Here is a 19,888-nt window from a genome sequence, read left to right as displayed (position 1 = left end):
GGCACAAGGGTGCGCAAGAGTGCGCGAGGGCACAGGGAAGGCGTCGCTACTACCGCCACCGCCGCCGTCCGGACTACCCCGAAAGGTGGTTTATCGCCTACTTTTCGGCACCCCGGAAAGCCTGACATGGTTCCCACCAGGGGCCTGTCCGACCCCGACCCGTCGGACACGCCCTGGTCCACGACCGAGGACGAGTGATCTGTTGATGCCACGTCTGCCGTTGCACTTCGCGTCGACGCTGGTCGCCGCGGTCGTCCTGCTGTCCAGCGCCGCCATTCCCTCCTCCGGTGCCCGGGCGGTACCCGACGTCCGTCCCGCGGTCGCCCCGTCCCGCGATCGCGCGCACACGGACGTGCTGTTCATCGGCGCGCACCCGGACGACGAGTTCCAGTCACTGGCGACCTTCGGCCAGTGGCGGCAGCGCCGGGGTCAGTCGGCCGGCGTGGCCACCATCACCCGGGGCGAGGGCGGCGGGAACGCGGTCGGCCCGGAGGAGGGGGCCGAGCTGGGCCTCATCCGGGAACGCGAGGAACGCAAGGCCGTGGGACTGGTGGGCATCCGCAACGTCTACTACCTCGACAAGCCGGACTTCTGGTACACGCTGTCGGTGCCGCTCACCGGCAAGATCTGGAACCGGGCGCCGCAACGGCGCACGGACACCCTGGAACGCATCGTCCGGCTGATCCGCGCGACCACACCGAAGACGGTGGTCACGATGGACCCGCGGCCCTTCAACCAACACGGCGCACACCAGCAGGCCGCGCGACTGGCCATCGAGGCGTTCCGCCTGGCCGCCGATCCCACGGCCTTCCCCGAGCAGATCCGCAAGGAGAAGTACCGCCCCTGGAGGCCATCCGAACTGCTCGCCCAGAGTTGGGGGTTCAAGGGGCCGGTGGGGCCGGGATGTGCCGGGCACCGGGCCGTCGACCCGCCGACCGGCCTCCCCGTCGTCGGCTACTGGACCGGCGTCCGAGCGCCCAACGGCAGGACCTGGGCCCAGATCGAGCGGAACGCCGCACGGGCCTATCTCACCCAGGGCCTCGGCGCACTGCCGCGCAAGGTCACCACGCCGCGCCGCAGGCTTCCGTGCGAGTGGTTCACCGTCCTGGCCAGGAACGGCGAATTCGTACGGGCGAAGGTGCGGAACCAGTCGGGTCTGCGGCCGCTTTACGCCGAGTTCCGGGAGTGGGCGGAGCGCACGGGGCTGCCCTGGCTCGCCGACGACGCCCAGCCCGACTACCCCGCCAACCCTCGCACCACCGCCCCTGCCGTCGCCAGGGCCCCGGTCGTGGACGGCAGGGCAGGCCCCGGCGAGTACCCCGGCCCGCAGCTGACGTTGCGTCACTGGGACGGAGAGCAGTGCACGCCGGCGGACTGCTCGGCAACCGCCCGGATCTCCCGCCACGGCGCGGCCCTCTACGTCCTGGTGCAGGTCCGCGACAACATCAAGGGCGCGGCCCTGGACGCCCGGACCGACTGCAAGCGGCACTGGCGTACCGACTCCGTGGAGATCGACCTCGATCCGCGCGGTGACTCCGACGACACCTCGACCACCTTCAAGACCGGCATCCTGCCGTTCACCGCGCACCGCGGCGGGCCGTGCGCCGAACGGGACGGCGACAACCGCCAGGGGCCGGCGGCGACCACCGCGCCTGGCATGGCCGTCGCGGCCACGGTGACCGAGCCGTACACCGGCTACACCGTCGAGGCGAAGATCCCCTTCAGCGCCCTGCCGGCCGCCGTCGACCCGAACCGTCTCACCGCCAACGTCTTCGTCTACGACTCCGACACCAAGGACAAGACCGGCAAGAGCCGGCTCGCCTGGTCCCCGTTCGGCAGCGCCCAGGCCGATCCCTATGTCTGGGGCCCGTTGCGACTGCCCGGATACCAACCGCCCGTCGGGCGTCCGACGCGCCCCGCGGACATCCCGTTGGAGGCCGCCCGCAGCAAGGACTCGCCCGCCGCCGTCGCCCAGGCGCGCCGCACCGGTGTCCCCCTGGCGGTCGGGCCCCGCCACCGGCACCCGCGGCGACATCCGCACTGACAAGGACGGCAGGAAATACACCAGGAGCCCGCCGACCAGCAGCACCACCGCCTCCCAGGGCCCCACGTCCCCAGACACCGGCTCTCGCTCCCTCGACTCGGCTACCGGACCAGCTTACGCAGGCACTCAGGTTCGCCCGATCCTGCGTTGCTCGGCCGCCCAGGGTCCATCATTGACTTGGACGCCCGAGGGGCCCGCGCAGCAGGACGAATGGGAGTGGAACGTGACACGCATACTGGTCATCGGGGGCGGCATCGCCGGTACGGCGACCGCGTTGGCCCTGCACAAGGCAGGCTTGGACGTCGCCGTGTACGAGGCGCATCCCGACACTGCCGAGGACATCGGGGCGTTCCTGACCCTGGCGAGTAACGGTATGCGTGCCCTGGCGCAGCTCGACGCCTCGGATGCGGTCACCGCGATCGGCTTTCCGCTGCCCTGGATGCGGGTTCTCGACGACCAGGGCGGCGAGGTGGCCCGTGTACCGCTCGGCGAGGCCGACGACGCGCGGTTGCGGTACCGGTGCATCCGCCGCGGCGAGTTGAACGCGGCGCTGCAGTCCGAGGCGATCCGCCGCGGCATCCGTATGACGCACGGGTCCCGGCTGCTGTCCGTCGCGGACGGCCCGGATCGGGTGACCGCGCGTTTCGCCGACGGCAGCGTCGCGACGGGCGATCTGCTCATCGGCGCGGACGGCCTGAACTCGACCGTCCGGCGGTCGATCGCGCCGGGCGCCGAGCCCGTCTACGCAGGACAGTCCGTCTTCTACGGCTACACCCGCAGCGCCCCGGTGGCGGAGGACACGGGCCTCATCACCATGGTGCGGGGCAGCAGCGCCGCCTTCGGTTACGCGGTCTCGCCGGACCGGGAAACGTACTGGTTCGCCCGCGTCGCAGGTCGGGCGATCACCGCCGCGGAACTCGCCGACCCGGCCCCCGCCGCCTGGCGCGAACGCCTCGTCGCGGCGCTGCGCAAGGACGCCACGCCCGCCGCGGACATCGTCGCGGCCTCCACCGACGGCATCATGGCCACCAACGCCACCGAGCTGCCGCCGGGCACGCCCTGGCGCTCCGGCCGGATGCTGCTCATCGGCGACGCCGCGCACGCGGCCTCACCGGCGACGGGCCAAGGGGCCTCGATGGCGCTGGAGGACGCCGTCATCCTGGCCAAGTCGCTTCGGGACACGCCTGATCCGGAGAGCGCGCTCGCCCTGTACGAGTCCTGCCGCCGGCCCCGCGTGGAGCACAACATCACCGTCAGCGGACAGCTGTCCCGCGGCACCCGCACCCCTCCGGCGCGCACCGGCGGGGCCCCTGCGGCCGCGCGCCCCGGTGACGACAAGCTGCTCGCCCAACTGGACTGGGGCGTCGATCTGCGCACCGTCGCCGGCAGCGCGGACTGACGTGGGACGGCTGGGCGGCTCTTCGGGTCAGCGAGGCCACTTCTCCGGTGTGCTGCTGGTGGTGACCTGGCACACGGCGGGACGGCCGGGAGCCGGAGACGCGCCCTCGGCGACGACCCGGACCCCGTCGAGAAGGATGCGGCAGGTCGCGACGGTGTGCGCGTCCGGCTCCACCTCGACCCGCGCCAACTCGCCGGTGTTGACCAGCACTTGCGTGCTCCACGGGAGCGGTGTGCGGACGAGCCGGGCGATGTGGTGGGCCGGCCTGAAGCTGTCCGGGTTGAAGCGGTAGCGGACGGCGGTGGCCTGGCCCCGGCCGCCGGCGGCACCACCCTGGTAGGTCAGGGACCAGGCGTTTCCGCCCCGCAACCGCTTGAACCAGACGGTGTGGTCCTTGGCCCACAGTCCGCCGCCGAACCCGAGGCCGGCCAGGGCGAGCCCGCCCAGCGCGAGATAGAGGGTGCCACGGGAGCGGCGACGAGTCTGCAAGGACATGACTGCCGGGCTTTCTGTCGTGCGGACGGCGGACTGCTGCCGTCGATAGGACGCGTTCGACGCCCGTTTGGTTGACGGGACGGGTCCCGCGGACCAGATGCCCGGCGATCCGCCCGGCCCGGGGTCGAACGCGGGTCAGCTCGGCTTAGTGGCGGAGACGACCGTGGTCGGCATCCAGGGGCCGCTCCACCACATGCGCGCCCCCGCACCACGGCGGGTGATGTCGCGCATGCCGAGCCGTTGCAGGTCGGCGCCGTACTGGCGGGCGTTGCGGATATCGGCGACGACCAGGCGGCCGCCCGGCCGGAGCACCCGTACCGCCTCCTCGATGGCCGCGGTGCGCCCGGCCGCGTCGGAGATGTTGTGGATCGCCAGACTGCTGATGACGGCTTCGAACTGGCCGTCTTCGAAGGGAAGTCGGGTCATGTCCGCGGTGTGGAGTTCGATGCGGTCGGCCACGCCCTCCGCCTGTGCGTTGCGTCGGGTGACGGCCGGGTCGTTCCCGCTCTGGTCCTGACTGCGCCAGAGGTCGACACCGTGCACCCGGCCCTCGGGCAGGCGTCGGGCTGCCGCCAGCAGCACCGCGCCACGCCCGCAACCCAGGTCGAGTACGTGCTCGTCACCGCGTAGCGCCAGTCCGTCGAGGAGATTCTCCCAGACGACGAACTTGCCTCGGCGGGTGACGTACAGATACAGGCCCGCAGACACCAGTACCAGGATGCCGGAGAGGAGCGCCCCGAGCGCGGAGGCTAGACCGTACGCGGTCAGCAGAACGATGCCGCACGCCAGCAGCCCGATGCCCACGGCGCCGTAAACCGCCGGGATATAGGGTGCGTCCACGCCATACGTCCCTTGCCGCCGGGCGATCGGTCGCGGTGATATGCGGTCGGTCAAGGTGATCTCCCCTGTTCGTAGTTGTGCCGCGGTGACTGTGGCACGGCCGGGAATCGACACGACACTCGACACACCAGCAGCGGCGAATTCCGATGCGGGGACGTCACGTTTGGCGAATTTCGACCCTCTGACCGCAGGACGGGGCTCCGGAGGAAGCAGCGCGTTCAGTCGGTGGTCGGCCAGTTCCAGCCGAGTTGGAGGAAGAGGCCCAGGCGGTCGGAGACGCCGCGGATCTCGCTGATCCGGCCGTCGGCGACGGTGAAGACGAAGACGGCCTCGTTCTCGAAGCTGCGGCCGGTCGGTACGGGCATGCGGGGATGGGCGCCGGAGCTTACGCCGCTCTGGGTGATCCGGGCCACGACCTTGTCGCCCTCGGCGATCAACTCGTCTACGCGGGCCCGGTAGGGGGCGAGGGCGGCGAGTTGCGCGGCGATGGCGTCGAAGGCCGCGCCGGGCTCGTCCGGCTCGCCGTGGATGATCTTGTTGTGGTCCACCACATCCGCCGCGAGATAGCTGCCGAGGTCGTCGATGCGGGCCTCGCCGAGTGCGGTGAAGAAGTCGGTGACGAGCTGCTTGTGCTGACTGACGCCCATTCAGGGCCTCCCTTACGCCGTAAGAATCCGATGGGCAGTACTATGAGCCTTACGGCGTAAGGACGTCAAGGGAGGCGGGCGCGGAAATGACCGGCAGACGGGCGGGGCTGAGCCTTGCGAAGGTGTTGGACGCGGCCCTGGAAGTGGTCGACCGGGACGGCATCGAGAAGCTGTCCATGCGGCGACTGGGGTCCGAACTCGGCGTCGAGGCCATGACGCTCTACCACTATCTGCCCAACAAGGCAGCCCTGTTGGACGGTCTGGTCGAGCGGGTGGTCTCGGCCGTCCGACCGTCCTTCGGCGATCCGGCGGAGGACTGGCCGCGAGAGCTGCGGGCCTTCGCGGTCGCCTTCCGGGACGAACTGCTGCGGCACCCCGGCGTGATCGTGCTGATCGCCACCCGGCCCGTCCAGTCACCCGCCGCGCTCCAGGCAGTCGAGGACACCGCCGCCGCGCTCGGGCGCGCCGGTATCGCACCGGTCGAGGCGATGCGGATCGTCAACTCCGTGAGCACGCTGGTGATCGGGCACTGTCTGGCCGAGGCCGCCACCACTCCCGGTCACCCCGAACCGGACCCGGGACCGGAACACGCCCTGGACGTCACGGCCTTCCCCACGCTCTCCGCCGCCGTCGAGGGCGGACTGGGCACTCCCGACGACCACCAGGCACGCTTCGACCTCGCACTGGACGCCCTGCTGGCCGGGTTGCGTCGCTGAGCGACGGCGACGGCGACATCGGGGGCGGGAGCGGGCGCGTGCTGTGACACGGCCCGGCGCAGGTCACGCAGTGAACGCGCGGTGGATGTCGGCTCCCAGGTAGCTGCCGAGGGCGAGCATTTCGGGGGGCCAGGGGCCGGGCGAGAAGGTGCGGCCGTGCTTGCGCATACAGGCGATCATCTGCTCGCCGGTGGCGACGAGTTGTTCGCCCTCGTCGGTGATGCGGTGGTACGCGAACCGCAGCGGCATCAGGTGCAGTCGGATCCACGGGATGGTCATGCGGATGGAGACGCGGTCCCCCACCCAGAGTTCGTCACGATAGGTGCAGGACGCGGACTCGGTGAGTGCGGTGTTCTCGCCGTCGAGTTCCTGGAGGTACTTGGGCGCGTGCTCCGCCAGGCAGAGTTCCCGGCACATGCCCTGCCACTTGAAGAACGTCGCGAAGTAGACGTTGCCGACCATGTTGGTGTCACCGGTGGTGGCGACGAGTTCGATGTCGTAACTGCGGGTCATCGCGGGGTCCTTGGGGTCCGTACGGGTGGGGAGGCGATGCGGGCGACGGCAGGTGTGTCCACGCCGGTGAGACGGGCGACGAGCCGGCCGGAGGGGGTGGTCGCGGTGCAGTCGTCGGTGGCGAGGTCGCAGGTGAGCGGGATGCCTTCGGGGTGGCGCAGGGACAGCTCGCGGTCGGAGCAGGCGGTCGGCAGTTCGATGCGGTCGATGCCGCGCAGGACGCGGATATGGGTGTGCTCCGGCTCGCCGGCGTTGAAGAAGGTGGTGCGGACCATGGCGTCGAGGAGCAGGGCGGGCAGCGGCAGTTGGGCGTAGGGGTCGTGCGGGCCGAGGTGGGTGTGCCAGCGGGCGTGGATGTGGGTGGGGGTCTGTTCGACGTCGAGGAGGTTGCGGAAGGGGCCGAAGAGGCGGAGCGGGGACCGGGACTGCCAGGTCGGGTCGAGCCGGCGCAGGCGGGTGGCGGGGGGCTGTCCGTCGGTGCCGTGGGCGGGGTGGGGTGCGGTTGCCGTGGCGTTGGGGGTGCGGATGTCGACGCCGGCGTGCCTGCGGTCCTTGACGAGGGTCTTCCCGTCGGGCGCGGTGATGTCGGAGAGCATCGCGACCTGGATGCGGGTGGGGCCGCTACGGCGGGCGGTGATGCGGTACTTGGTGGGGCCGGGGTGGGTGGGGTCGGCCCACACGTACTCGTGGAAGCGGGCGTTCTCCAGGGTGGTCGGCGGGGCGCCCGGCGCCAGGGCGCCGGCGGCTTCGGCGGCGAGGGCCAGGAAGAGGGTTCCGGCGAGGACGGGGCGCTGGTCGAGGGTGTGGTCGAGCAGGTAGGTGTCGCGGTGGGGGTCGAGTGTCCAGGTCCACTCGGCGTGGTCGGCGCCTTGGCGGTCGGGGGCGCCCAGCAGGGTACGGGAGGCCGGCGGGTCGGGGTGCAGGGCGGCGGTGATGCCCGGTGAGTGGCGTTCGGCCAGCGCCCGTTCGCTGGGGCTGGTCCACAGCGGGTGTGCTTCGAGGGTGCGGGGGTCGGCGATCTCGCTGCGGAAGGCGGCGGTGCCCTCGGCGTCGGTTAGGCCGGTGGCCAGTCCGAAGCGGCGGGTGCGTTCGCGTTCGAGTTCTCCGGCGGCGAAGCCGGACTCGGTCCACAGGCCCCAGCCGATCGTGATCTCCCGCCCGGTGCCGAGTGCGGAGTCGTAGCGGGCGGCAGCGCCGAGGAAGGCGTTGGCGGCGACGTAGTCCAGGTCGCCGGGGAAGCCGAAGAGCGGGACGTCGGACCCGAAGTTGCACCAGAGGGCGGGGGGTGACGGTGCGAAGGCCGCCTTGAGGTTGAGGTAGCCGCCGACCTTGGTGTCGAGTACGTGGTGGACGTCCTGGAGTGTCTTGGCCGCCAGCAGTGCCGGGCGGCTGCGGGTGGCCGCGTGGATGAGCAGGTCGATCCGGGGGTGGTGGGCGAGGACGGTGCGTGCGGCGCGTGCGGTGGCTGCGGCGTCGGTGATGTCGCAGCGCAGGTAGTGCACCCGGTCGGCGCCGCACAGGGCGCGCAGGCGCCTGAGGTTGGCGACCACCTCGCGACCCTGCCAGAGCGCGGTGAACTCCCGGTTGGCCGCGGCGACGCTGCGCGGTGGCCGGGCGGAGACGGCCCGGGCGATGTGCGCTCTGCGCAGGGTCCCTTCGGCTTCGGGGGCGGCGAGGGCGAGGTCGTCGCCGATGCCGTCGATGGGGGTGGTGCCCAGCAGCCAGATGGTGGGTCGGTGGCGGGCCGCCAGATCGCGGAGGATGGTGGCGGTGATGCCGCGGGCGCCGCCGGCGGCGACGAGCACGCTGTCCGCGGTGAGGGGGCTGCCGGTTTCGCGGTCCGCCGGCAGCGGGGCGGCGAGGAGGTGTTCGGTGAGGCGGGTGCCGTTGCTGTAGTGGACGACGGGGCGGTCGCGGTCGGCGGCGAGTTCGGTGGCCAGTTGGCTCAGTGCCTGGCGCGGTGCCGCGTCCGTGACGAGTGCGAGGGTGTGCCGGCGCGGCAGCTCCCAGGCCAGACTGCGGACCATGCCGGTCAGCAGGGCTCCGTGCGGGTGGCCGAGGCCCGCGGTGAGGGCGTCGTGGACGACGACGGCCAGGGAGCCGTCGGCCATGCGGGGGCCGAAGCCCTTGAGCGCGGTCAGCAGGGCGTCGTGGAGGCGGGTGAGGGCGGTGGGGGCGGGGCCGGGCCAGGGCGTTGTTTCGGGGCGGACGTCGACCAGCACGCGGACGTGCGGCCGCAGGGCGGCCAGGCGTTCTCCGGCCAGTGCGGCGCCGTCGGGCGGGCCCGTCCAACGGCGGGCTCCGTCAGGCGGTGCGCCGTCGGTGTCGTCGGTGCTGACGAGCAGTGCCCGGCGGGCCCGGCAGCGCGGGGCGACGGTGGCGGCCAGGGCGTGGGAGTTGGTGAGGACGAGGCAGCCCGGGGGTAAGGCACCGACGCGGTCCGGGCCGTGGTCGGCGGGTGGCAGTGCGGAGCGGCGCAGCACGAGCGCGGTGCGCAGGGTGGCGGCGGGGGCGGCGGGCCCTGTTCGGCCGAGGTGTGGCGGCTGGGCGTTCACCGGGAGGGGCAGGGTGCCTGGCATCTCGTCGTCCTCCGGTCGGCGAGGGGGTGCGGTGGGTGCGACGGCGGCGGAGGGATCGGCGCGGGGCTCGGCGGGGGGCTCGGCGGGGGCGGCCAGTCGGGCGACGGTGTCGGCGAGGGGGTCGATGCCGAAGTAGGCGGTGGGGCGGTCGGTGCGGGTCGTGGTCCAAGTGGGCGTGTTCGCAGGGTCGTTGAGCGTGCCTAGGACGGGCAGGCCGGTGTGGGCGGCGAGGTCGGCGGTGGTGACGGCCAGCAGGAAGGTCCCCTCGCGCAGCGCATCGGGCGGGGTCTCGGCGAGGGCGGCGGACAGCGGTCCGGTGCCCAGGGCGGTGCCGAGCACCAGGGCGATGTCCAGGCGGCCGGCGGCCAGCAGCGCGGCCGCGGCGGCCAGGGCGGCTCGGCCCGCTTCGGGGCCGGTGAGGGCCATGCTGGGGCCGCGCAGATCCCAGCGGTTGGCCACCCGGCCCGCGGCGACGCCGGGCACGAGGCCGGCCATGGTCTCCTCGGAGACGGGCGTCTCCCGGAGGTGGGCGCGCACGCGTGCCCAGGCATCGAAGTCCCTTCCCTTCCAGGGCAGTTCGCCGAGTTCGGGGAGCGCGGACCGCAGGGTGACGGCCGCCAGTCGTGGGGAGGGAAGCGGCAGCGCGGCGATGACGCCGGTGGTGCCGCGGTGTGCGGCCCACAGTTCGCCGGCTGCGGCGACCAGGGCGTGGGCCGCGTCCAGGGCGAGGAGTTGGTGCGGGTCGAGCGAGGGCTGGAGTGCCGGGGGCAGACGGGTGATGTCGAAGGGGAGGTCGAGGTCGGCGGCGGAGTAGGTGCGCCGTGCGGTCCCGGTGCGCAGGAGGTGGCCGATGCGTCGGCGGTCCGGGTGGCCCGGCAGGACGGCGCTCCAGGCGACGACGACGAGGCCGGTGGGGAGGGGAGGGCGGCTGCGGTCCTGGGCGGGGGCGTGGTGCCGTGCGCAGACGACGGCGTGGGCGTTGGCCCCGCCCAGTCCGATCGCGGTCACACCGGCGGCCGCGCGCGGGCGGGCGGGGCCGGGCGGCGACGCGGCGGACGGGCGCCGGTGCTGCACAGCGAGGACCGCGTGGATGACCGAGACGGCGCCCGCCGCCCAGGACGGATGGCCGATGTGCGGCTTGTTCGAGGTGCATTCCAGAGGGGCGTCCTGCCACAGCTCGGTCAGGACCGCGCGTTCGGTCCGGTCGCCGACGGGCGAGCCGCCTCCGTGGCCGACCACCCGGGCGAGGTCGTCGACGGTGAGCCCGGCGGTGGTCAGGGCGGCGGTCAGGGCGCGGGTCTGTCCGCGGGGGTTGGGGACGGCGACATGGGTGCCGCGGCCGTCGCCCGCGGTGGCGACGGCACCGACGACGGCGTGGACGGGGTCGCGGTCGGCGATCGCGCGGCCCAGTGGCTTGAGTACGAGGACAGCGGCGGCCTCGGCGAACAGGGTGCCGTCGGCCGCGCGGTCGTAGGCCCGCAGGCGGCCGGAGGCGGACATGCCGTGGAAGGCGGTGAGTTGGGTCATGCCCAGCCGGCCGACGTTGTTGAAGCCGCCGACCAACGCGACGTCGGTCGCGCCGGCGCGCAGTTGCTCCCAGACCAGTTGCAGGGCGTACAGGGACGAGGCGCTGGCCGCGTCGACGAGGAAGGTGTCGCGGGGGTCGGGGGTGAGTCCTTCGAGGGCGCGGGCGAGCACGGTGTGCGGCAGCGCTTCGGCAGGGCGCCGCCGGGCGTGCCGGAAGTGCGCGCCGAGCCGGCCCCGGTGCCGGTGGTGTGCGGCGAGTCGCGCGAACCGCCCGTCGGCGCACTCCTGCGCCATGAGGTCGGCGATCCCCTCCGCGACCAGGGTGTCCTCCATGGCCTGGGTGCTGTGGCTCCAGGCGCCGAAGGCGTGGGTGACCCGGTCGTCGGGCCGGACGGTCACTCCGTTGAGGGCGTGCAGCGCGCTGTGGCGCAGCCAGAGTGTCTCGTCGGGGACGTCGTCGAGGTCGCCGGCGGAGCGTTCCGCGGCGAGGACGGGGTGCGGTGCGAAGGTGCGGACGAAGCCGGCACGGGTGCCGGTGCTGTGCTCTCCCGGTGTCCGGGACGCGGTCAGCGGGGCCGCGCGGAAGCGGGTGGGTGCGGTCAGGGCGGTGTCGTCGGACTGCAGGAGTGCCCAGAAGCGCTCGGGGGTGTCGGCGCCGGGGACGACCAGGCCCATGCCGACGACGGCCACGTGCTGGTCCCGCGCCAGGCCGGGCACGGCCGGTTCGGGCGGGCGGGTGGTGTCGGCGCGGTCGGTCACGGGGTGCCTCGCAGGGGTCGGCATGAGGGTGCGTCAGGAGTCCTCCGCGAGGGACCGCAGGAGGCCGGCGATGCGCCCCAGGTTGCGGTAGGCCGAGACACGGGTGTCCGCCGAGGGCGTGGGCAGGTCGAAGCGGTCCAGCAGGCGGGCGAAGATCTCGGTCTGCTTGATGGAGGAGACGCCCAGGTCCCCTTCCAGGTCGGCGTCCGAGCTGAAGACCTCCTCGGGGTACTGGAGCACCGAGGCGTAGACGGCGCGCAGTTGGCGGTGCAGCTCCTCGTCGTCGGCGGGGAGGCTCCCGGCGGCGGGCGGCGCGGCCGCGTGGGGCGCGGGAGCGGACGTGGGTGCCGGTGCGGACGCGGGTGCGGGGGTGGGCGCGGGCTGCGCCCGGACCGCGTCCTCCGTTTCCGTCTCGGTCCGCGGGAGTTCGGTCTCGTGCAGGCCGGGGGCCTCGGGGAGGCGGCGGCCCCCGGCCAGGTCGTTGAACTCCTCGCGGGTGAGGCGCCGGGGCAGCAGGGTGACGGACTGCGCCGCGAGCGGCAGGACCTCTCCGACGAGGTCGGCGAGGACCGAGCGGGCCCCGCACTCGACGAACCGGTCGAACCCGTCGGCGTACAGGCGCTGCAGCGCCCGGCCGAACTCGACCGGCCGGATCAGGTGGACGGCCAGCACCGCCCGCACGTCCGCGGCGCTCACCACGAACTTCTTCAGCAACGGGGAGTAGACGGGCAGCCGGGGTCCGTGCAGCGGGAGGTCGGCGATCGCGTCGAGGAAACGTTCGGTGGCGTCGGCGAGTCGGGGGTTGTGGAGGGTGTACGGCATGGCCAGGCGACGGGTGCGCCACCCGAGCGCCGTCGCGGCGGCCTCCAGGCGGGCGACGCCGGCGGTGCTCCCGCTGATCACGCTCTGCCGCGGCCCGTTGTCCACGGCCAGTGCGAGGGACCGGTCGCCGACGGCCGTCGCCAGGCCCGCGGCGCGGCGCGCGGAGGCGTCGAGCACGGTCATGGCGCCGCCGGCCGTCGCGTCCGCGGCCAGGGCCGTCACCCGGGCGACGAGGATGTGGGCCCCGTCCCCGGCGGAGAAGGCGTCGGCCGCCGCCAGCGCCGTGATCTCACCGCCGCTGTGCCCCATCAGCACCTCGGGCTCGACCTTGGCCTCGGGGGATTCGTGCGCCAGCGCGAGGGAGGTGGCGAAGAAGCCCAGCCAGAGCAGTGAGCGTTCCTCGTCGGGCGTCGGATCGGATGGGGTCGAGGGGGCAGCGGTGAGGAGGGGGGTGACGGGCCGCCAGCCGTGCTCGACGGCGACGGCGTCCACGGCCTCCAGGGTGCGCAGGGTCGCGCTGCCGGGAGCGGCGAGGGCGGACAGGGCGCCGGGCAGGAACGACCCGGGGCCGGGGAAGAGCAGGGCGGTCTGTGCCATGGCGGGCTCCTTGCCGTACGGGTCGGTCATGACTGCGGAAGGTCTTCGGCCAGATCGCTCTCCCGGGGCGGGAAGCGCGGCAGGCGGGCCAGCCCCGGGTCGGTGCCCTCCAGGGGCCACGCCGTCATCTGGCGGAGGCTGCGGCGCCCGAAGAAGGCGCGCCAGAGCTCGAAGGCGGGGGCGTCCAACACCGCCGTCGGGTGCGGGCCCCGCCCGATCCACCAGCTGCGGCCGGCGCTCCGTATCACCAGGACACCGTCCGGCTCCATCCAGGAGTCGGCGGTGCGGCACAGGTCGTCCAGCAGCGGGAGCCAGGCGTCGCGGGGCAGGGGCTGCGGGGCGCCCACGGCCGCCAGGAGGTCGGCCTCGTGTTGGACGATGTCGTGGACCAGGGTGGTGCGTGCGGTGCGGCCGTGGAGCAACGGCCGTATTTCGGCGGCGAGTTCCTGCCAGCGGTTCAACAGGTCGGCGGGGGAACGACAGCGGCCCTCGCGTACCTGACGGTGCGTCCACAGAGGACCGGGAGCACCGTCCAGCCGGCCGCCGACGTGATCGTCGGCGACGCCCACCAGATGGGCGAGCAGGTCGCGCACCGACCACTCCGGACACGCCGGGACACGGGTGTCGAACCGCTGCGCGGGCAGCCGCCCGACAAGGGCCCGGATTCGGTGGAACGAGGCGCGATAGGACTCGGCTGGAGATCTCACGGTGCTCCCGGCGGTGGGGGGATGGAGCGTCCTGGCCCTCCCATGGCAGCAGGCTTCCGGCCCAGGGGCGGCAAACGGAGTGCGGGCAACTTCCGTTGGGCCGGCGCGGCAACTTCCGTACGGTCACAAGCTCCATCCGCGTTTGGCCGTGCCCACGACGGTCGGCCACACCGTGGAGTGCCAGACGTGCTCTGGGCCGCAGCAGCCGGAACCAGGAGAGCGACATGGCACAGTCCGACATGGCACAGTCCCCTTCCTCGCACGGCCGGTCGGACCAGGACGCCGCCGGTCCCGTCGTCATCGTGGGCATGGGTTCGGTGGTGCCCGGCGCCGCCGGTCCGACGGAGATGTGGCGGCTGCTGAACGGCAGCCGGTCGGTCTTCACCCACCCCGAACGGTTCGACATGGCGGACTTCCACGACCCGGACCCACGTGCCGTCGACCGCGCCTACGTGCCCGTCTCGGGCTTCATCAAGGACTTCCGCCCCGGCCCGGAGCTGGCCGCGGACCTGGAGGACAACGCGGTGCCCCTGCCCGAGCCCTCCGTCCTGTGGCTGCGCGAGGCGCTGTACCAGGCCGTACGCGGTGTACGGATCACCGCCCGGGACCGCGTCTTCGCGGGATTCGGCTACACCCCGGACGGCAGCGACGAGGGCGAACGCCAGCATGTGCTGCGCGGTTACGCCCACCGGCTCGCCCGGGCGGGCGGCACGCGCGAGGAGGAGTGGTGCGCCCGGCTCCGACCGGGATATCCGTGGGCCGGTGCCGGCCTGGAGGCCCTCCTCCCCCACCGCATCGGCCGGGCCGCCGTGGCGGGTGTGCTCCCGCCGCGCACCGAGGTGGTCATGGTGGACACGGCGTGCAGTTCCTCGCTGTACGCGCTCGACCTGGCGATCCGCAATCTGCTGGCGGGGGACTGCGATGCGGCGGTGTGCGGGGGTGCCTTCGCGCTGGTGCCCCGGGTGCATGTGCTGTTCGCCAAGATCCAGGGGCTGTCGCGGTCCGGGGCGGTGCGGGCGTTCGACCGTTCCGCGGACGGCGTGCTGTTCTCCGACGGGGCGGCCGCCCTGGTCCTGAAGACCCGGGACCGCGCCGAGCGCGACGGGGACCGCGTGCTGGCGGTGGTCAGGGGCGTCGGGCTGTCGTGCGACGGCCGCGGGCAGGCCATCTACGCCCCCGGCGCGGACGGGCAGCGCCGCGCCGTGCAGCGCGCCCACCGCGCCGCCGGCGTCGTGGCCCGAGACATGGGCTGGATCGTCGCCCATGCGACGGGGACCCCGGCGGGTGACGGAGTGGAGCTGTCCGCGCTCGCCGGAGCCGCGGCGCACGCCGACGGCGCGGTGGTGACCGGGAACAAGAGCCTGCTCGGGCACACCGGTTGGGCCGCGGGGGCGGTGTCGCTGATCCAGGCCGTGACGGGTCTACAGCACGATCTGGCCCCGCCCCAGCGCTTCGTGCGGGATCCGATCCCGGAGGTGACGGTGAGCGGTCTCACCGTACCCACCGTCGCCACTCCCCTGCCCACCCGGAACGTCGGGGTGTCCGCCTTCGGCTTCGGCGGTACCAACGCCCATGTCGTCCTGACCGGTGCCGAGCAGCCCGCCGGCGCGCCACCGGTGTCCACGGTGGCCGGCACCGGCCGGGATCCCACCGTCCTGGTGGGCTGGAGCACGGAGTTGCCGGGCCGCCCCGACGCGGCCGCGGTCACCTCCTGGCTGACCGGGCGCGGCCCCGCGCCCGCCCTCGCCCACCGCGACGGCTACCCGCTGCCGGCCTTCGGCCAGGTGCCGCTGCCGCCCCCGGCCCTGACCGGCACCGACCGGGCCCAGCTCATGACCGCCGTAGCGGTCGGCAAGCTGCCCCCGGCCGTTCTCGCGACCTGCCACGAACTCCGGGACACGACCGGGGTCGTGGTGGGGCACACCGGACCGACCCGCCACGCCCTGGACTACGCCCTGCGCTGCCATCGCTTCGCCGTCGCCCGTGTGCTCGGAGCCTGCGACGGGCTGCCGCCGGAGTGGGCCGCGGTCGAGCGGGCCGTCCTCGACGCGGTGCCGGCCGGCGACGACGCGACGCTGCCCGGGCTGATGCCGAACATCATCGCCGCCCGCGTCTGCGCCGTGCGCGACTACCGAGGACTGAACATGACCGTGGACACCGGCCCCGACTCCGGCCTGGCGGCCCTGCGCACCGCGGACCTGCTGCTGCGCGGCCGTACGCTCGACGTCGCCCTGGTCGCCGGCGTCAACGGCAACACCCTGCGGGAACTGCGGCTCGCCACCGAGTCGTGGACGCACGAACGGGCCCTCGCCGAGGGGGCGTTCGTGCTCGCCCTCAGCCGCGCCTCGGTGGCCTCGGCCCAGGGCCTTCCGGTACTCGCGTATCTGCGGACCGACACCGGAGGGGGCCGGCCGGCCACGACGGCCGACGAGGCTCCGCCCACGACCGGAGCGCTCGCCGACCGCACCTATCTGGGGGCGGACCCGCTGGTCAGACTACTGGCCGCCGTGGAACACCACGGCCAGGGGACGCTGACCGGAGCCGACCCGTGGACGGCCCGCCTCCACTACGAACCCGCCCCGGTGGCCGTGTCATGACCACCGCCCGAGCCGTCCCGAACGGCGGCGCCGCACCGCTCGGCAGCCGGCTGAGGATGCGGCACGTCCCGCTTCCCCGGCTCGTCGGGACCGAACCCGAAGTGCTGGCGGCCCAACTGGCGCCCGCGGACCGAGCGGCCCTGGCCAGGCTGGTTCCCCGGGCCCGGGTTTCGTTCGCCGCCCGTCGCATCGCGCTGCGCCGCGCCCTGGGAGGGCTGCTCGACCAGGATCCGCGGTGGATGAGGATCGTCCACCGGCCCGCCCGGCCACCGCGACTGCCGGATCATCCGCAGCTCGCCGTCTCCGTCTCCGCGACCTCCGTGCTGCTGAGCGTGGCCGTCAGCGAGGTGTGGGACCTCGGACTCGACATCGAGGCCGTCCCCGACGCCACCGCCGCTCGCCATCTGCTCCGCATGATCGGCGGACAACTGTCGTGCACAACGGGAACATTGACGTCCCATCAGCTGTGCCGGACCTGGACCAGCATCGAGGCGTGGTCAAAGCTGACCGGCACGCCGCTGCCGCGGGCCCTGGCGCTGCACCGTTCGGGCGGTCTGCCGGCGCTCCGGGCGGCACGTACGGAGTCCGCGATGCTCCCGGTGCGGGTACCCGCACCGGGTCATGAGGGAACGCTGTGGTACGCGCCGCGGGCACGGGCCGGAGCCTGCCCGGAGGGCTGAGCGTCCCGCCCGGCGCGGCCCGCCCCACCCGCACGCCCCCTCGCCTCCTCGCTCCTCCACACCTCGCCTGCCTGATCTTGCACGGCTTTCAACACCTCGTTTCATACTGTTAGTTGCCGTTCCCGGGCGGCTGTCGCTCAATGGAGATCCGGTAGGCGGACAGCGCCCGGTTTCCTTCGGCCCGCGACATGCCTGCGCAGCGGCCGAAGGTGCCTGTCAGCCTCGTTGTGACGACGACAGGACTGGGGCGATGGCGATGGCGGTGCCGATCGGACGCAAGATCGAACTCCTGCGGCTGCGCCGCGGTATGAGCCGGGAGGTGCTCGCGCAGCTGGTGGGCCGCAGCGGCGAATGGCTGCGGCAGGTGGAACGGCAACAACGGCCCCTGCAGAACCTCCCGGTGCTGCTGGAACTGGCCCGGGTGCTGGGCATCCAGGACCTGTCGGAGTTCCTGGGCGCGCCGGCCGCCATGCCGCCGGCCCTGCGCAGACCGCCCTGCTCCGCCCTCCGCGACGCCGTTCTCACACGGCACCGGACCGGTGGCGGCGGACCGTCCGACCCGCCCGTCGGCAGAACCGCCGAAGCGGTCGCCGACGCGGTCGACCGGGCCTGGCACGCGTGGCACCAACGGTCCCAGCGCTACAGCTTCGGGATGTCGGTGCTGCCCGGGCTGTTGGCGGGCACCGCCTGGACCGCGCGGGTCGGCCGGCAGGCCGGGACCGGGGCGCACGCGTACCACCTCGCCTCCGTCATCCTGCACCGCATGCACGACACCACCGCCGCCCTGCTCGCCGCCGACCGCGGACTGTCCGCGGCCCTGGCGTCCGGGGAGCCCGACACCATCGCCGCGCTGCGGATGCGGTACGGATGTGCGTTGGCCGACGGCGGGATGCTGGATGCGGCCCGGGCCGAACTGGCCGCGCTCGCCGAGTCCCTGCACGCCGGCGGCCGCGGGACCGCGTGGAAGGTGTCGGCCCTGCTCGCCGGTGCCCAGATCGCGGCCAGGGAGGCCGACTGGGACCGCTCCAACGGCCTCCTCAGGGAGGCGCGGACGCTCTGCGCCGAGGTGCCTGGGGACGCGCACGGGCAGGCGGTCGCCCAGGAGGCCGTCCTGGCCACGATGGCCGTGGAACACGCCTCGGGCCGCGACCGCGAGGCGCTGCGGGCCGCCGAAGCCCTCGACCTGACCGCCGCCCGCCACCGTGTGGACTGGCGAACCCGGACGTTCCTACAGCTCAGCAAGGTCTATCTGGCGGTCTCCGACATTCCTTCGGCGGTCATCAGCCTGATCCAGATGGATGAGGCCTGCGAGGAGGAAGTCAAGTACAACCCCACCGCCTGCCGGCTCGCCGCCGAGCTGGCCGCCCGCGCCGACGCCAACGCGCGTGCCAAACTCTGGCCGCTGCTCGACCGTTCGGCGATGCCGCCCGCCCCGTCGCGCTGACACCGGCGGCATCCTCCCCTACACTCCTGCCCAGCCCTGGGGCCGCCACGCACCCCGCCCAGCTGGGCTTCTGCACCGGCGCGTGTCTCACGGCCGGGGGCGTGCGTCGTCCGCACTGGCCGGTGGCACATGCAGTCGCGGACCGGGCGCCGGCCACGCAACCATGCGCTGTGCGCAAGGGGTTGCCCTCGTCTGCGGGCCGGGGTCGACTGGACAGAGAGCCGGCTGCTTGCCTGGCCAGGAAGCGCGAGATGCCGGGCGGGTGGCCTGACCGCTCTCCTTCGCCGAAGTTCGCCGAGGTCGCCCGGGTTCGCTTCAGGTCCCCGGGAACCCGCGAGAAGTCGGATCGACCCGGTCGTTGCAGGTGCCCGAGCCGCCTCCTGGCCGCGGCGGGCCGGCAGGACCCATATCAGAGGTGTACATGTGGTGTTCAGTGTGGCGTCCGGAGCCCCGGACCATGCTCCCGACCGGGCGAGGATGTCCGGCGATCCTCCCCGGACGACCAATGTCGTACAGCGGGTCGGCGCCCTCCTGGCCGAACTGGCGCAGTCGACGACTCCCCTGTCCCTGACCGAACTCACCGGCCGTACGGGGCTGCCCAAGACCACGGCCCACCGGCTGCTGGCGTCGATGTGCGACGCGGGACTGGCGCGGCGCGGCGCCACCGGATATCTGCTCGGCCTGGCCGCACCCCGGGCCGGGCCGCCCGCGCCCGCCCGGCCGTCCCTCGCCCTGCCACGACGCTGGTATCTGCCCCACCTGGTCGAACTCTACGAGCGGACCCACCAGATGGTGGGCCTGGGCGTGCTGGTGGGCGACGAGGTGGAGTTCGTCGAGCGGATCTACGGGCACGACCGGCTCGACGACGATGGCGAGGACGCCGACCGGCTGCCGGCCGGGAAGACGGCCGCGGGACGCGTACTGCTGGCCTTCGCGCAGACGCAGCGGCCGTGCGGGATCGGCCGGACGACCGCGGTCACGGGTTGGGAACGGTGCCTGGCCGACATCCGGCGCCGCCGGATCGCCGTGCACACCGACACCTGGGGCGCCGGTGTGTTCCATGCCGCCGCCCCGGTGTCCGACCGGGCCGGCCGGGTCGTGGCCGCCGTGGAGATCGGCGGCGGATGCCCGGGCGTGGGTGTGACGACGCTGGTCGAACAGGTCCGCCGCACCGCACACGCCCTGTCGACCGCGGCCCGCTGCCTGAACTGACCCCGCCGCCTGCCGCCCACTGCCGCCGCTGCCGATACCGGTCCTCGCGCGCTGCGGCGTGGCCCCGCGTCACCCGCCGCAGCGCGGCGGACGGGACGCGACGCCGCTCACCGGATCCAGGGGTTGGCGCTGGTGGACCTTTTGGGGGTGCGCTTGACGGGGGCGAGGTGGGCGGCCGCTATCGCGGCGGTGAGCCGGGCGGCCCGGGTCGCATGGAACGGCGCGGTGCCCGCCCGTTCGTTCCCCGACGCTCCGTCGACGTCGTTGTCCTCTGGAGCCGTATCGCGTTCCGCCATGAGCCTCGACCTTT

The 19,888-nt window shown here is 73.6% G+C and carries 15 protein-coding genes; 7 read left to right on the top strand and 8 right to left on the bottom strand.

All coding sequences use genetic code 11. The annotated features are described in order from the left end of the window. Nucleotides 1-205: 205 nt before the first annotated feature. Together K2224_RS31745 and K2224_RS31740 are read left to right on the top strand one after the other, a co-directional pair. A complete protein-coding gene (locus K2224_RS31745; RefSeq protein WP_221910630.1) occupies nt 206-2,044 on the top strand; it encodes a sugar-binding protein in 1,839 nt (612 codons plus the stop codon). Nucleotides 2,045-2,267: 223 nt separating this feature from the next. Further along, nucleotides 2,268-3,443, top strand: coding sequence for an NAD(P)/FAD-dependent oxidoreductase (locus K2224_RS31740; RefSeq protein WP_221910629.1), 1,176 nt, complete (start codon nt 2,268-2,270; stop codon nt 3,441-3,443). A 27-nt stretch (nt 3,444-3,470) separates the two neighbouring features. Here K2224_RS31740 and K2224_RS31735 read toward each other — a convergent pair whose 3' ends face one another. From K2224_RS31735 to K2224_RS31725, 3 genes are all read right to left on the bottom strand, one after another. Further along, entirely contained in the window at nt 3,471-3,938 is a 468-nt protein-coding gene (locus K2224_RS31735; protein WP_221910628.1) for a hypothetical protein, read from the bottom strand. A gap of 135 nt (nt 3,939-4,073) precedes the next feature. Then, complete coding sequence (locus K2224_RS31730) at nt 4,074-4,805, bottom strand: class I SAM-dependent methyltransferase (RefSeq protein ID WP_221912071.1); 732 nt, start codon at nt 4,803-4,805, stop codon at nt 4,074-4,076. A 191-nt stretch (nt 4,806-4,996) separates the two neighbouring features. Next, complete coding sequence (locus K2224_RS31725) at nt 4,997-5,425, bottom strand: ester cyclase (RefSeq protein WP_221910627.1); 429 nt, start codon at nt 5,423-5,425, stop codon at nt 4,997-4,999. Between the two features lie 86 nt (nt 5,426-5,511). Here K2224_RS31725 and K2224_RS31720 point away from each other — a divergent pair, with 86 nt between their 5' ends. Beyond that, nucleotides 5,512-6,141, top strand: coding sequence for a TetR/AcrR family transcriptional regulator C-terminal domain-containing protein (locus K2224_RS31720; protein WP_221910626.1), 630 nt, complete (start codon nt 5,512-5,514; stop codon nt 6,139-6,141). Nucleotides 6,142-6,204: 63 nt separating this feature from the next. Here K2224_RS31720 and K2224_RS31715 read toward each other — a convergent pair whose 3' ends face one another. The 4 genes from K2224_RS31715 to K2224_RS31700 are packed head-to-tail and all read right to left on the bottom strand — an operon-like array spanning nt 6,205 to nt 13,645. After that, nucleotides 6,205-6,654 carry a thioesterase family protein gene (locus K2224_RS31715; protein ID WP_221910625.1) on the bottom strand — a complete coding sequence of 150 codons (450 nt, stop codon included), beginning with the start codon at nt 6,652-6,654 and terminating at the stop codon, nt 6,205-6,207. Then, nucleotides 6,651-11,519, bottom strand: coding sequence for an SDR family NAD(P)-dependent oxidoreductase (locus K2224_RS41480; protein ID WP_221910624.1), 4,869 nt, complete (start codon nt 11,517-11,519; stop codon nt 6,651-6,653). The genes K2224_RS31715 and K2224_RS41480 overlap by 4 nt, the downstream gene beginning before the upstream one ends. Before the next feature lie 33 nt (nt 11,520-11,552). After that, entirely contained in the window at nt 11,553-12,938 is a 1,386-nt protein-coding gene (locus K2224_RS31705) for an acyltransferase domain-containing protein (RefSeq protein WP_221910623.1), read from the bottom strand. A 26-nt stretch (nt 12,939-12,964) separates the two neighbouring features. After that, on the bottom strand, nt 12,965-13,645 hold the full coding sequence (locus tag K2224_RS31700; RefSeq protein WP_221910622.1) for a maleylpyruvate isomerase family mycothiol-dependent enzyme: 681 nt from the start codon (nt 13,643-13,645) through the stop codon (nt 12,965-12,967). A 224-nt stretch (nt 13,646-13,869) separates the two neighbouring features. Here K2224_RS31700 and K2224_RS31695 point away from each other — a divergent pair, with 224 nt between their 5' ends. From K2224_RS31695 to K2224_RS31680, 4 genes are all read left to right on the top strand, one after another. Next, nucleotides 13,870-16,242 (top strand): beta-ketoacyl synthase N-terminal-like domain-containing protein, encoded by a 2,373-nt coding sequence (locus tag K2224_RS31695; protein ID WP_221910621.1) that lies wholly within the window; start codon nt 13,870-13,872, stop codon nt 16,240-16,242. After that, nucleotides 16,239-16,922, top strand: coding sequence for a hypothetical protein (locus K2224_RS31690; protein ID WP_221910620.1), 684 nt, complete (start codon nt 16,239-16,241; stop codon nt 16,920-16,922). Before K2224_RS31695 ends, K2224_RS31690 begins: the two co-directional genes overlap by 4 nt. Before the next feature lie 250 nt (nt 16,923-17,172). Beyond that, nucleotides 17,173-18,366 carry a helix-turn-helix domain-containing protein gene (locus K2224_RS31685; protein ID WP_221910619.1) on the top strand — a complete coding sequence of 398 codons (1,194 nt, stop codon included), beginning with the start codon at nt 17,173-17,175 and terminating at the stop codon, nt 18,364-18,366. 477 nt (nt 18,367-18,843) lie between these two features. Further along, nucleotides 18,844-19,578: an IclR family transcriptional regulator gene (locus K2224_RS31680; RefSeq protein ID WP_221910618.1), complete on the top strand. Its 735-nt coding sequence runs from the start codon at nt 18,844-18,846 to the stop codon at nt 19,576-19,578. A gap of 107 nt (nt 19,579-19,685) precedes the next feature. Here the strand turns inward: K2224_RS31680 and K2224_RS31675 are convergent, their stop codons facing one another. Then, nucleotides 19,686-19,874, bottom strand: a complete 189-nt coding sequence (locus tag K2224_RS31675; RefSeq protein ID WP_221910617.1) for a hypothetical protein — start codon at nt 19,872-19,874, stop codon at nt 19,686-19,688. Between the last annotated feature and the right edge of the window lie 14 nt (nt 19,875-19,888).

The organism is Streptomyces sp. BHT-5-2 (assembly GCF_019774615.1).
In the GTDB taxonomy this organism is placed as follows: domain Bacteria; phylum Actinomycetota; class Actinomycetes; order Streptomycetales; family Streptomycetaceae; genus Streptomyces.
This window is presented reverse-complemented; position numbering and strand designations above follow the sequence as displayed.

What these genes read in the sequence shown, in the direction of transcription:
- K2224_RS31745 (WP_221910630.1), top strand. Translation starts at nt 206, where the DNA reads ATGCCACGTCTGCCGTTGCACTTCGCGTCGACGCTGGTCGCCGCGGTC.
- K2224_RS31735 (WP_221910628.1), bottom strand. Translation starts at nt 3,938, where the DNA reads ATGTCCTTGCAGACTCGTCGCCGCTCCCGTGGCACCCTCTATCTCGCG.
- K2224_RS31725 (WP_221910627.1), bottom strand. Translation starts at nt 5,425, where the DNA reads ATGGGCGTCAGTCAGCACAAGCAGCTCGTCACCGACTTCTTCACCGCA.
- K2224_RS31720 (WP_221910626.1), top strand. Translation starts at nt 5,512, where the DNA reads ATGACCGGCAGACGGGCGGGGCTGAGCCTTGCGAAGGTGTTGGACGCG.
- K2224_RS31715 (WP_221910625.1), bottom strand. Translation starts at nt 6,654, where the DNA reads ATGACCCGCAGTTACGACATCGAACTCGTCGCCACCACCGGTGACACC.
- K2224_RS31705 (WP_221910623.1), bottom strand. Translation starts at nt 12,938, where the DNA reads ATGGCACAGACCGCCCTGCTCTTCCCCGGCCCCGGGTCGTTCCTGCCC.
- K2224_RS31695 (WP_221910621.1), top strand. Translation starts at nt 13,870, where the DNA reads ATGGCACAGTCCGACATGGCACAGTCCCCTTCCTCGCACGGCCGGTCG.
- K2224_RS31690 (WP_221910620.1), top strand. Translation starts at nt 16,239, where the DNA reads ATGACCACCGCCCGAGCCGTCCCGAACGGCGGCGCCGCACCGCTCGGC.
- K2224_RS31685 (WP_221910619.1), top strand. Translation starts at nt 17,173, where the DNA reads ATGGCGATGGCGGTGCCGATCGGACGCAAGATCGAACTCCTGCGGCTG.
- K2224_RS31680 (WP_221910618.1), top strand. Translation starts at nt 18,844, where the DNA reads ATGTCCGGCGATCCTCCCCGGACGACCAATGTCGTACAGCGGGTCGGC.
- K2224_RS31675 (WP_221910617.1), bottom strand. Translation starts at nt 19,874, where the DNA reads ATGGCGGAACGCGATACGGCTCCAGAGGACAACGACGTCGACGGAGCG.